The sequence below is a fragment of the Rhodococcus sp. P4_B6 genome (assembly GCF_056402215.1).
The window spans coordinates 1-11,413 of the sequence record NZ_JBFUHV010000228.1 but is presented as its reverse complement, the minus strand read 5'-3'; the positions used below and the strand labels follow the sequence as shown (position 1 = coordinate 11,413).

The window sequence follows — 11,413 nt, the reverse complement described above, 5'->3', positions numbered from 1 at the left end:
GGTGTGGTCGGCCTTCGTGGTGTTCGTGATCGTGTCGCCCTCGAGTGCGTTGACCTCCATACTGATTGCGATCGGGTTGCTCCTCGCCGGCGGGGTGTATTTCGCCTATCTGTTGATATTCAAACGCGAGGTACTGGACACCGAGCCCGGAGACGCCGATGTCTTCGCGCACTGACCGAGGTATGACGCCTCTGACCGCCGCCACCGTGCTCACCGGTGACGTGGTGCGTCCGGGCGATTCCGGGTACGAGCAGGCGCGGGTCGGCTGGAACCGCCTGTATTCCCGCTACCCCGAGGCCATCGTGTTCTGCTGCGACACGCAGGACGTGGTCAACGCGGTCTGCTGGGCCCGAGAAGAAGGCATCGCCCTCCGTGCCCGCAGCGGACGCCACAGCCTCGAGGGGTGGTCATCACTCGATGGCGGCCTCGTGATCGACGTCAGCCGGATGAAGAACATCGTGATCGACGAATCGGCGGGTACGGCGACGGTGGGAACTGGTCTGACGCAGATGGAGACGGTCGCGGCGCTCGGGCAACACGGCTTCGTCGTTCCGACCGGCTCGGAGGGCGGTGTCGGACTCGGTGGCGTGATTCTCGGGGGTGGCTTCGGACTTCTGACCCGCACTATGGGCATGGCCTGCGACAACCTGCTCGCCGCAGAGGTCGTGGTCGCCGACGGTGCGCGCTCGGCGAAGGTCGTGGAGGCCTCCGAGCACAGCAACCTCGATCTGCTGTGGGCGTGCCGTGGTGGGGGCGGCGGCAACTTCGGGATCGCGACGTCCTACACGTTGAAACTGCACGAGCTGTCTGACGTCACATTCCTGGTCGCGAGGTGGACTGGTCACGGCGACCTGGGTGACCTACTTCGAGCATGGCAGCGCGAGGCGCCGGTCGCCGACGAGCGGCTGACGAGCGCACTCGAGGCAGATTCCACCGCGGTCGAGCTGTCTGCACTGCTGCACGGCGGTTCGCGGCAAGAACTAGAGGACCAACTGCGCTCGCTGTTGACGATCGGCAGTCCCGAGGTGACGGTGACGGAGGGTGCCTGGCCAACCGTGTACGGCGACGTGGACAGGGGTCCGAACGATGTCGCCCTCTGGAAGTTCTACTCCCAGTTCGTCACCCGCCCGTTCCCCGATGAGGCGATCGACCTGATCGTCCGCTTCATGGACAACACACCCAGCCCGACGAGCAACTTCTTCTGCTCGAGCTTCGGCGGGGCCGTGCGGCACGCGCCGCCAGGGGGATCCGCGTTCCCGCACCGCGACGCGCTGTTCTACTGCGAGCCGGGCGCGGCGTGGAACGACCCCGCCCTGAACTCGGTGGCGCTGGGCTGGGCCTCCGACTTCTGGCGCGCGCTGCGCCCCTACGGCGACGGCGCGTATGTCAACGTGCCGAACGCGTCGGCGTCGGACTGGGAGCGCGAGTACTACGGCTCCCACCGCGAGCGGTTGCGCGAGGTCAAGGCCACCTACGACCCGGAGAACGTGTTCACCTTCGAGCAGAGCGTGCCCCCGTTGCCGTCTGACCCGTCGCGAGCCCTACGCTGTGGCGATGGCGGTCAACCGAAGTCGTAAGGCCAGGGGAGCCCGTAAACGCAAGCGTCGGATGGACAGTGTCGAGCACGACCTCACCGACGAGCAGTGGAGTGCGCTCACCGAGGCGTGGGGCGGCTGCGCGTATTGCGGTGCGACCGACAAGCCGCTGCAACGCGACTGCGTACAGGCACTGTCGCGCGGCGGGCGGTACACCCTCGACAACATCGCCCCGGCCTGCGGCTCCTGCAACGCCAGCAAATGCAACGACGAGGTCACCGGCTGGCTGCGGCGCAAGCGGCTCGACGAGCGCGCCTTCCTGCTGCGTCACATCGAGATCAAGACAGCACTCGCGTTGCGGTTCCCCGCGTAACCACCGGCAACGACCGCAGCTGCTATTTGGTGCCGAAGATGCGGTCGCCTGCGTCGCCGATGCCGGGCAGGATGTAGCCGTGCTCGTCGAGTTGGCGGTCGACGGCGGCGGTGTAGATCGGCACATCGGGATGCGCCTTGTCCAGCGCGGCAACGCCTTCCGGACAGGTCAGCAGGCACACGAATTTGATGGATTTGGGACCGCACTCCTTCAGCCGCTCCACCGCCGCCACCGCTGAATTGCCGGTGGCCAGCAGCGGATCGACCACTACCACGTCGCGCTCGTGCAGGTCGCCGGGCATCTTGAAGTAGTACTCGACCGCCACGAGGGTCTTCGGATCGCGGTACAGACCGATATGCCCCACCCGCGCACCCGGCACGATCGTCAGCATGCCGTCCAGGATGCCGGTACCCGCGCGCAGAATGGAGACGAAGACCAACTTCTTCCCGTCGATGACCCTGCCGGTCGTGACCTCGAGCGGCGTCTCGATCTCGACCTCCTGCATCGGAATGTCGCGCAGCACCTCATACGTCATCAGCGCGGAGATCTCGTTCGCCAGGCGCCGAAAGCTGTTGGTGGAGGCATCCTTACGGCGCATCATCGTGAGCTTGTGCTGCACCAGAGGGTGGTCGATCAGGTGTACTGTCCCCATGTGTCCGTCCTCGTTTCGTTCTAGAAGACCGTGCCGTCGCTGACGACGGAGAGCGGAGGCAGCCCGCCTCGCGTGCGCTGTGCCAGCGCACGGCCCGCCGCCCAGGTGCCGCCCTCGAGGACGCAGGCCAGCGGCATCTCCCGGGCATCCAGACCCAGGCGTGCGCGCACCAGCGGGGCCAGTTCGTCCAGCAGCGCGACCGTCAATGCGCGCCACTCGACGACCAGTTCGTCGCCCGCCGCCCAGCTGCACACAGCCCAGTCGGGGTCGCGCAGGCGCAGCGCGCCGGTGTCCAGCAGCAGGCCGCCGTTGCGGTATTCGGGCAGGCCCGTCAACGCGTCCAGCCCCACCACCTGCACACCGGCCCACTGGAAAGGCTCGAGCAACGAATAGGTCAGCCACTGCGACAGTTTGTGGAACGGCACCCAGCCCCGGGTCAGACCCGCACCGTCCACTGCCTCGTGAGGCCAGCAGTCGCCCAACGGTTCGGCGCCGATGGCGTTGCCCGCCGGCCAGATGCCCGACAGCGACGTCAGCAGCTGCGACAGGATGTCGTGGGCCGCCACCGTCGACGCGGCCGGCCCCTGCGGCGCAACCAGTAGGTCGAACAGTCCACCCGGCCGGCCGTGCGGACCGAACACGTCGGGTTGCGCGGCGAGCGCCTCGCCCAGTCGGCGCAGCAACAGCACGCGACCGTCGAGTCCCACCAACGGATTCGACGGACCCACCTGGAACGCCTCGGCCAGCCGGTCCGCGTCCAGGCCACGAAGTCCGGCCGCGTCGACCTGCAGCGGCCGCGTCACGTCGCTCGAGAACAGTCCGCCCAAGAAGGCGTGCCAACTCGCGACGCCCAGACCCTCGGAACGGGCGAAGTGCTGTCCGCTCGCCGCCTCGCGGTATCGCCAGTCGGGACCGGCGCCGGCATCGAGCAGCACGCTGACAACGGCGAGGTCGATCATGGCGCGGGCGCGGCCCGGCGCGTCCAGCGCAGCCAGGCGCGCGTCCAGCCCGGCCTTTCGCTCCACTCCGCCGGCCTCGAAATGGCGCCACCGGCTGTGGTAGGGAATCTTCAGGTCCGGATAGCGGGCACGCGTGACGTCCACGACCTCGCCCGCGGCCGTATGCAGCGCGCCGTCGTCCACGCCGAACCAGCGTGAACCGTCCTCGCGCGCGCGACGCAGCAGCAGTTGCGCGCGTTCCCGCACGGCGGACGTGGTGCGCAGGGCCGCGGCCGCACCCTCGGCCCGCCCGACGTCCAGTGCGGGACCGACGCCGGTCACGCTCATTCGTCCAACTCCCGCCCCTTGACCTTCGCCAACTCTTCGGCGTCCGGCACCGCGCCCGGGGTGAAGTAGCCGGCCGCCATCTTCGCGTCGATCTCCACGCGCGCGTCGGCCGGAATCAGGTCGGCGGGGAGGTCCACCCGCTCCCCGACCTCGATCCCAGACCCGGTGATGGCGTCGTACTTCATGTTGCTCATGGAGACCAGGCGGTGGATCTTTCGGACGCCGAGCCAGTGCAGCACGTCGGGCATCATTTCCTGGAAGCGCATGTCCTGCACGCCTGCCACGCATTCGGTGCGGGCGAAGTACTGGTCGGCAGTGTCGCCGCCCACCTGGCGCTTACGGGCGTTGTAGACCAGGAATTTGGTCACCTCGCCCAGCGCGCGGCCTTCCTTGCGCGAGTAGGCCACCAGGCCGACACCGCCACGCTGCGCACCCTGGATACATTCCTCGATCGCATGTGTGAGGTACGGACGGCACGTACAGATGTCGGAGCCGAACACGTCCGAGCCGTTGCACTCGTCGTGCACCCGCGCGGTCAGTTCCACCGCGGGATCGGCCAGGTCTCGCGCGTCACCGAAGATGTACACGGTCTGCCCGCCGATCGGAGGTAGGAACACCTCGAGATCCGAACGCGTCACGAGCTCCGGGTACATGCCGCCGGTCTCCTCGAACAGCACGCGCCGCAGATCCGTCTCGCTGCAGTGGAAGCGCTCCGCCACACCCGGCAGATGCCAGACGGGCTCGATCGCCGCCTTGGTGACCAGCGCAGCACCGCTGGGCAGCAGGAAACGGCCGTCCGGGTGCAGCCGACCTTTCTGGATCGCCTCCATGATCTCCGGCAGGATCACGTGTGCCTTCGTCACGGCGATGCTGGGCCGGATGTCGTGCCCCGCCGCCAACTCGGCCGCGAAGACCTCGGCGACCGTGGCACCCCACGGGTCCAGGCTCACGATCTTGCCGGGCTCGCTCCACTGCGGATACGGGCCGATGGCGTTGGTGGGCGCGGTGTTGGTGAGGTCGGCCTTGTGGTGGCGCGACAGTGCACCCGACGCGACCGCCAGAGCCCGGTAGATGCTGTACGAGCCGCTGTGCGTCCCGATCACGTTGCGGTGGGCGCGATTGGTGGTGGTGCCGACCACCGGACCGCGCTCGGACGCCGTGGGTGCGCCCCAGTTGACCGGAATAGCCCCGACGCCACCACTGTGGGACGTCAATCGGATGTGGCCGGCGGGGTTTTCGGGCGTCGCGGCAACGGGTTCAGCGGACATGACATTCCTCCGTCAAGGAAGGCCCGGCGGCACGGCATGCCTCCGGAACGTGTCTCCGGCGCCGGATGCTGCCTGCGACCGGAAACCGAAGCATAACCACTCTTCAGCCACAATGTCGTGCGGCGAATGCGCCGAGCGTTCAGGCCGCGCAAATGCCTCCGATAGTGTCGCCGTGGTGACGAAGAATCGAGCGCGCGCCGTGGACCTGCGAACCCAGGACGAGGCGGACGACGTCTTCGCGCGTGGAGGCGCGTTGCAGGCAACCGGGCCGTCGCGTGCACACGATCACGCCGCGGCCGGCGCCGGCCGGCCGGATGTGCTCGACTTCGTCGAGGCCGACAACGAGGGCAGGCTGGCGAATCTCGTCCCGCTGCGGATCGGGCGGATGATCGCCTCGCCGTTCGCCTTCTTCCGCGGCGCCGCCGGTCTGATGGCGGCCGACCTCGCCGCCTCTCCGGTCACCGGATTGACGGCGCAGCTGTGCGGTGACGCGCATGCGGCTAACTTCGGCCTGTACGGGACGCCGGACGGTCACATTGTCATGGACATCAATGACTTCGACGAGACGCTCCCCGGTCCGTGGGAATGGGATCTCAAGCGCCTCGCCGCCAGCCTGGTACTCGCCGGACGCGAAGGCGGTGTGACCGAGAGCGCGTGCGCCGAGGCCGCCGAAGACGCCGTCAAGTCGTATCGGCGCACCATCCGCGATCTCGCCGAACTTCCGTTCCTCCAGTCCTGGAATGCGCTGCCGGACAAGTCGGTGCTTGCGCGGGCGAAGGCCGACGCTCTGCTCGACGACTTCGACAAGGCCGCGCAGAAAGCGCGACGCAACACGAGCGAGAAGGTGGCGGCGAAATGGACCGCCCACATCGAGAACCACGAGACCGGGATCCGCAGGCGACGGTTCATCGACGATCCGCCGATCCTCACCCATGTGGATCAGGCGACCGCCGATGCGGTGACCGACGGGCTGGAACGCTATGTCGAGTCGCTTCGGGAGTCGCGACGGAACCTGATCACCCGATTCGCCGTGTCCGACGTCGCGTTCCGGATCGTCGGAACCGGCAGCGTGGGTCTGCGCAGCTATATCGCCCTGCTGCACGGCAATCGGGACGAGGTGCTCGTACTTCAACTGAAACAGGCCCGGCCGTCCGCACTGGCGGCGTACCTGCCGGTCGACGAACCGAAGCACGAGGGCAAGCGGATCGTGCACGGCGCCCGGCTGGTGCAAGCGGAATCGGACATCCTCCTGGGCTGGACGACCATCGACGGCCTCCCCTACATCGTGCGGCAGTTCCGAAACCTCAAAGGCGACATCGATCCAACCGGTCTCGAGCAGGATCATCTCGATGACTACGGCCGCCTGGCGGGCGCCCTGCTCGCGCGTGCGCATACCCGCTCCCTCGATCCGCGGGCGCTCGCCGGATACTTCGCCGGCGACACGGAACTGGACGAGGCGATCGGGCGGTATGCCGTCCGCTACGCCGATCAGACCGAAGCCGACCACGCAGTGCTGGTGGCCGCCGTGAAATCGGGGCGGATCGCCGCCGAACCGGTTTGATCCGGCACGACCAGCTCGATCGTCGTGGGCCGAGACAGATCGCCACTCCCCCGAGATACGACGCGCGGTTGCGCCTCGTATCCACCCGAGCCGGAATGCCTCGGATTCGTGAGTGTGAGTGGCGACCTGTTTCGTCGCAATCAGAAACCTACCTCGCCCCTCCGACACGAATCTCCCGGCCGGACTCTGCAGCGGCGGACCGCCGTCGCCGCCAGCTGAACCACCGGAGGGACAAGGCAAGCACTCGCGGCACGACGAAATAGACCGCGGTGGGAACGACGACCCCGGTCAGCGACAAGGCTCGAAGCCAGGTCGGCCAGGCGGCAGTGATCGGGCCCGACAGCGTCATGACGGTCATGCCCAGTGTGACGAGCGGGAAGATCGAGACCCAGGTGACGGCGACCCGCAGGTGGATGGACGGCACCGACACGACGTCCCGGACAGGCCGGCCCGCACGCTTGCGGCGCGGCTTTGTCACCGCCGGGGCGAGTTGCTCGACCACTGCGGATGCGAGAGCGAGAGATTCCATCCTGAGGCAGACCTTTCGAAACTCCAACTATTCAGTTGCACTTGGAGCGTAAAGCGTGGCGAAGCAACTTGCAACCAAACAGTTGGAGTTTGTCGTAGGATTCACCGGTGGCGTGGGATACCGAACGAACCAGGAGACTCCTCCTCGAGGCCGGCGCCGAGGAGTTCAGTGCGTTCGGCCTGGCCGGCGGCCGAGTCGATCGGATCGCCGCGAAGGCAGGCGTGAACAAAGAGCGCATCTACCAGTACTTCGGTAAGAAGGAGGCGTTCTTCAGCGCCGTCGTCGAGAGTGAACTGACGGCGTCACTCGCCGCCGTCGAACTGTCCGGAGACGGAGTGTCCGCCGTCGCCGACTACGCCGGCCGTCGATTCGACTACCAGCGCACGCACCCGGCCTTCACCCGCCTGCTGTTCTGGGAAGGCCTCGAACTCGAGGAACCGGTAGCCGAGGAAACCCGTCGGAAGCACGCGCAGGCGCTGGTTGCGGGAGCACGGAAAGCCACCGACCTTTCCGTGGCCGACGCCCAGGAACTCCTCATCACGGTGATCACACTGGTCGACGGTTGGGTCACGCTCCAGACCGCGGACCGACTGTTCTCGCCACCTCGTTCTCGCCGCGACGACCGGGATTCACGAAGACGCGAATTCATCGTGATGACCGTCGAAGCCGCCACCCACGCAGCGATCGCCCGGACCGATCGGACCTGACCCATTGCGGTGCACCGGAGCGGATCGAGCTGGCAAGGTCTAGTCATGGCATTCGGGTGGCGGTCGGTCGCTGCGGAGTGGCCGCTGGTGATACCACCCGTCGCGGTTGCGGTGCTGGGCATGACGTGGGGCCGCCACATCGGCACAGTCCTGGTGCTCGCCGTCGCGGTGGTCCTGGTCGGTGCGGTGCTCGCGGCGGTTCATCACGCCGAGGTGGTTGCGCACAAGGTCGGTGAGCCGTTCGGATCGCTGATTCTCGCGGTCGCCGTCACCGTCATCGAGGTCGGACTGATCGTGACGTTGATGATCTCGGGTGGTCCGGCGACGGCGTCGCTGGCCCGCGACACCGTGTTCGCGGCGGTGATGATCACCGTCAACGGCATCGCCGGGTTGTCGCTGCTCGTCGGCTCGCGAAGGTACGGAGTCGCGCTGTTCAATGCGGAGGGCACCGGCGCAGCACTGGCGACGGTGGCATCACTCGCGACGTTGAGTCTGGTGCTCCCGACCTTCACGACGAGCCGGCCGGGTCCCGAATTCTCCTCGGCCCAATTGGTATTCGCGGCGGTGGCCTCGCTGGTGCTGTACGGGATGTTCGTCCTCACTCAGACCGGCCCGCACCGGCACTTCTTCCTGCCGGTCATCGCCGATGAACCGGAAACCGGCGACCGGAACTCCGCGCCCCCGACCGGCCGGATGGCCGGGATGAGCCTCGCCCTGCTGGTGGTGGCGCTGTGCGCAGTCGTGGGATTGGCGAAAGTGGAATCACCCGCGATCGAGGATGCGGTCGAGGATGCCGGATTGCCACAATCCATCGTCGGTGTGGTCATCGCGCTGCTCGTGCTTCTGCCGGAAACCCTCGCCGCGGTGCGGGCGGCGCAGCGAAACCGGATCCAGATCAGCTTGAACCTGGCCTTCGGATCCGCGATGGCCAGCATCGGCTTGACCATCCCCGCCATCGCCGTCGCGTCCATCTGGCTGGACGGGCCGCTTCTGCTCGGCCTCGGTCCGACCCAGGTCGTGCTGCTCGCGATCACCGTGGTGGTGGGCATGCTGACGGTGGTACCCGGCCGCGCCACCCGACTCCAGGGCGGCGTCCACCTGGTGCTGTTGGCCGCGTACGTGTTTCTCTCCGTCAACCCTTGAGCGCGGTCCGCTACCTCGCCGCCCGTGGAGACGTCACCAGCGCGCCCGCCGGATTCGCGTTCGGGTAAGTTTCCGCGCATGAGAACCGCATCGTGGGTCAGCGCGGCGACTGCGGTGTTGCTCGGCGCCACCGCTGCCGCAGCGTGGAGGAAAGCGAGTCTTGCCGATCAGGCCAGGCGCGAAGCGGAGGTCGCACTGGATGCGGCGCTCGAGCAACTCGAAGCGATGACCCGGATCGCCGAAGCCGCGCAGCAAGCGCTCCCACGGCCGCTGGAAGTCGAGTTCGACGTCCAGCGCATCCGTGGACCCGTCGACCGATTCCGGCTCCGCAACGTCGGAACGGGAATCGCCACCAACGTGCGATTCGTCGTCGATCCCGCCGAGGAGCAGAATCGGCGGGTCCCGACGCCGCAGTGGCTGGACGAAGTCGCGGTGACGCTGCTGCCGAAGGAGTGGGCCGATTTCTCCGCGAGCGCGCTGTCTCCCGTCGCCGGCTCGTGGCGAATCGTGTTTCCGGCCTTTGTCACCGTGATTCACGACGAGGCCGGGACTCCGCGACGACTGGACCTGCCGACGGCCGTCGTCACCGAGGACGGCGTGATCGGCTGACTGCCCGACACCAGCACCCGGCGAGGCGCGATCGAACGTTCACTGCCCCAGCCGGTCCTCGACCAGGTCGAACCAGTCGAGCACTGCGCGCTCGTACACGATCCCGAAGTCGAGTGTCGCCAGCGCAAATCGGTTGGATCCGTGCACGGCGGCGTCACGCTCGTACTCGGCGAGCTGACTCTCGTGGGCCGCGCGGTGCGAGTCCAGCATCGCGGCCAATCGCTCGGGCGGAAGGTGCGCGCCGAACGCGACGGTGAGAAGCAACGGGTAGCGAATGTTCTCCTGGCCGGGTTCTCGCTCGATCCATTCCGCGAACGCCCGGCGACCCTCGTCGGTGAGCGTGTAGGGCTTGCGTTCGCGGGCACCGCGCTCCCCCGCCTCGATCAAACCGGCACGCTCCATTGCCGCGAGTTCTCGATAGACCTGGCTGGTCGTGATCGACCAGAACTTGCCGATGCGTTCCTGCGCGGTCACCACCAGATCCCATCCGGTCTTGGAACCCTCGTGCAGGAACCCGAGGAGYGACGCCGCAGTGGCGTTGAGGGGGCGTTCGTCCATCTCGCGGTCCTTCGCTCGATCGGGGTTGACATTCCACTGTGTCATATCGATCATGGTTATCAGCGACATTCCACAGTGGAACGTCATCGCCAAGGAGGGTCCGATGCAGTACGCGGACAACATCCGGATATCCGATTCCGAACGTGACCAGGTCGTCGGTGAACTCGGGCGGCACCTCACCGCCGGGCGGCTGACCATCGTGGAGTTCGACCAGCGGGTGGCAGAGGTCTATCGATCGACCACCCGGCAGCAGGCGCATCAGGTGTTGCGCGATCTACCGTCCGCAGCCTCAGCAGTTGCCACTGCCCCGGTCGCGACACCACCCAACCGTCCCGCGCGTCGCCGCATCCCGGGTCACCAGCAGATCGAGTGGCTCGCCTGGGCCGTCGCGGGCGGAATCAATTTCGCGATCTGGGGCATCATCTCGCTCGCTACCGGGATGATGATCTACTTCTGGCCGGTGTGGGTGATAGGCCCATGGGGGTTGGTGCTACTGGGCCGGACCCTGCTCGGCCGCGAGAGCGGGTGCAGCAAATTGACCGACGCTCTGCGCGACGACCGGATGAGAGCCGTCGCGAGTCGGTGAGCCGCTGCCCGCACCCGTCCCGCTCAGCCGAACTGCGTCACCCGGTGAAACGCGTGGTCCAGAGTCGGATCGTCTCATCGGCGGCACCGCGCTCCCTCAGCCACCCGTGCACACCGCCCGGGTGCGCATCCCAGCGGTCGAGGACACCCTCGATCGCCTCGGGGACGGCACCGCGCAGATCGCGGTCGTTGGGATGCGCCTGACCGAGTTCAGGGGCGAAACGGGTAATGCGCGCCAGGACGGCAGCCATGTGTTCGTTGGTCGATTCGTAGTCGGCAACGATGCGCTCGGGTTCGACTCCGGCGGTGCGCAACAGCAAGGCAACCGCGACCCCGGTGCGATCCTTGCCGGCCGCGCAGTGCAGCAGCACCGGGCCGGGCGCGGTGGCCGCCACTTGCAGGACGTCCACGAGTCGCTCCGCCGCATTCGCGAGGATGCCCTGGTAGATGTCGGCGAGCCTCGCCCCCTGATTCGGCGCGGCGACCTCGGCGTCTGACAGCAGGGAGATCTGGTGCACCACCGTCTCGGCCGACCGCAGCGGGTGCTCCCGGGTCGCGAACTCGCGGGGGCTGCGGAGGTCGACGACGGTGCGGACAGGCCATTCGT

The 11,413-nt window shown here is 67.5% G+C and carries 13 protein-coding genes and 1 pseudogene; 8 read left to right on the top strand and 6 right to left on the bottom strand.

Annotation, left to right across the window (positions count from 1 at the left end):
* The 3 genes and pseudogenes from AC1DWT_RS45820 to AC1DWT_RS45810 all read left to right on the top strand — a co-directional run.
* A pseudogene (locus AC1DWT_RS45820) lies at positions 1-175 on the top strand (amino acid permease); the annotation flags it as partial.
* Between the two features lie 7 nt (positions 176-182).
* Complete coding sequence (locus tag AC1DWT_RS45815) at positions 183-1,577, top strand: FAD-binding oxidoreductase (protein ID WP_206012385.1); 1,395 nt, start codon at positions 183-185, stop codon at positions 1,575-1,577.
* A 31-nt stretch (positions 1,578-1,608) separates the two neighbouring features.
* Positions 1,609-1,908 carry an HNH endonuclease gene (locus AC1DWT_RS45810; protein ID WP_083395875.1) on the top strand — a complete coding sequence of 100 codons (300 nt, stop codon included), beginning with the start codon at positions 1,609-1,611 and terminating at the stop codon, positions 1,906-1,908.
* Between the two features lie 22 nt (positions 1,909-1,930).
* Here the strand turns inward: AC1DWT_RS45810 and upp are convergent, their stop codons facing one another.
* Genes upp through AC1DWT_RS45795 form a run of 3 tightly spaced genes read right to left on the bottom strand, consistent with a single transcriptional unit; the run spans position 1,931 to position 5,114 of the window.
* On the bottom strand, positions 1,931-2,560 hold the full coding sequence (upp, locus tag AC1DWT_RS45805; RefSeq protein WP_072943378.1) for a uracil phosphoribosyltransferase: 630 nt from the start codon (positions 2,558-2,560) through the stop codon (positions 1,931-1,933).
* A 20-nt stretch (positions 2,561-2,580) separates the two neighbouring features.
* On the bottom strand, positions 2,581-3,846 hold the full coding sequence (locus AC1DWT_RS45800; RefSeq protein ID WP_072943377.1) for a URC4/urg3 family protein: 1,266 nt from the start codon (positions 3,844-3,846) through the stop codon (positions 2,581-2,583).
* Positions 3,843-5,114 (bottom strand): GTP cyclohydrolase II, encoded by a 1,272-nt coding sequence (locus AC1DWT_RS45795; protein ID WP_072943375.1) that lies wholly within the window; start codon positions 5,112-5,114, stop codon positions 3,843-3,845. The genes AC1DWT_RS45800 and AC1DWT_RS45795 overlap by 4 nt, the downstream gene beginning before the upstream one ends.
* 175 nt (positions 5,115-5,289) lie before the next feature.
* Here AC1DWT_RS45795 and AC1DWT_RS45790 point away from each other — a divergent pair, with 175 nt between their 5' ends.
* Entirely contained in the window at positions 5,290-6,675 is a 1,386-nt protein-coding gene (locus AC1DWT_RS45790; protein ID WP_095864327.1) for a DUF2252 domain-containing protein, read from the top strand.
* Positions 6,676-6,823: 148 nt separating this feature from the next.
* On the opposite strand, the gene AC1DWT_RS45785 is transcribed toward AC1DWT_RS45790, so the two are convergent.
* Positions 6,824-7,204, bottom strand: a complete 381-nt coding sequence (locus AC1DWT_RS45785; protein ID WP_095864060.1) for a putative antibiotic biosynthesis monooxygenase — start codon at positions 7,202-7,204, stop codon at positions 6,824-6,826.
* Positions 7,205-7,311: 107 nt separating this feature from the next.
* On the opposite strand from AC1DWT_RS45785, the gene AC1DWT_RS45780 reads away from it, so the two are divergent.
* From AC1DWT_RS45780 to AC1DWT_RS45770, 3 genes are all read left to right on the top strand, one after another.
* On the top strand, positions 7,312-7,911 hold the full coding sequence (locus tag AC1DWT_RS45780) for a TetR/AcrR family transcriptional regulator (RefSeq protein WP_206012386.1): 600 nt from the start codon (positions 7,312-7,314) through the stop codon (positions 7,909-7,911).
* 45 nt (positions 7,912-7,956) lie between these two features.
* On the top strand, positions 7,957-9,054 hold the full coding sequence (locus AC1DWT_RS45775; protein WP_095864058.1) for a calcium:cation antiporter: 1,098 nt from the start codon (positions 7,957-7,959) through the stop codon (positions 9,052-9,054).
* Positions 9,055-9,132: 78 nt separating this feature from the next.
* Positions 9,133-9,663, top strand: a complete 531-nt coding sequence (locus AC1DWT_RS45770) for a hypothetical protein (RefSeq protein WP_072943368.1) — start codon at positions 9,133-9,135, stop codon at positions 9,661-9,663.
* Positions 9,664-9,702: 39 nt separating this feature from the next.
* On the opposite strand, the gene AC1DWT_RS45765 is transcribed toward AC1DWT_RS45770, so the two are convergent.
* Entirely contained in the window at positions 9,703-10,221 is a 519-nt protein-coding gene (locus AC1DWT_RS45765) for a PadR family transcriptional regulator (protein ID WP_095864326.1), read from the bottom strand.
* A 103-nt stretch (positions 10,222-10,324) separates the two neighbouring features.
* Here AC1DWT_RS45765 and AC1DWT_RS45760 point away from each other — a divergent pair, with 103 nt between their 5' ends.
* On the top strand, positions 10,325-10,807 hold the full coding sequence (locus tag AC1DWT_RS45760) for a DUF1707 SHOCT-like domain-containing protein (protein WP_074933972.1): 483 nt from the start codon (positions 10,325-10,327) through the stop codon (positions 10,805-10,807).
* A 37-nt stretch (positions 10,808-10,844) separates the two neighbouring features.
* Here the strand turns inward: AC1DWT_RS45760 and AC1DWT_RS45755 are convergent.
* On the bottom strand, positions 10,845-11,413 hold a 569-nt coding region (locus tag AC1DWT_RS45755; protein ID WP_477925806.1), incomplete at its 5' end, for a tyrosine-protein phosphatase.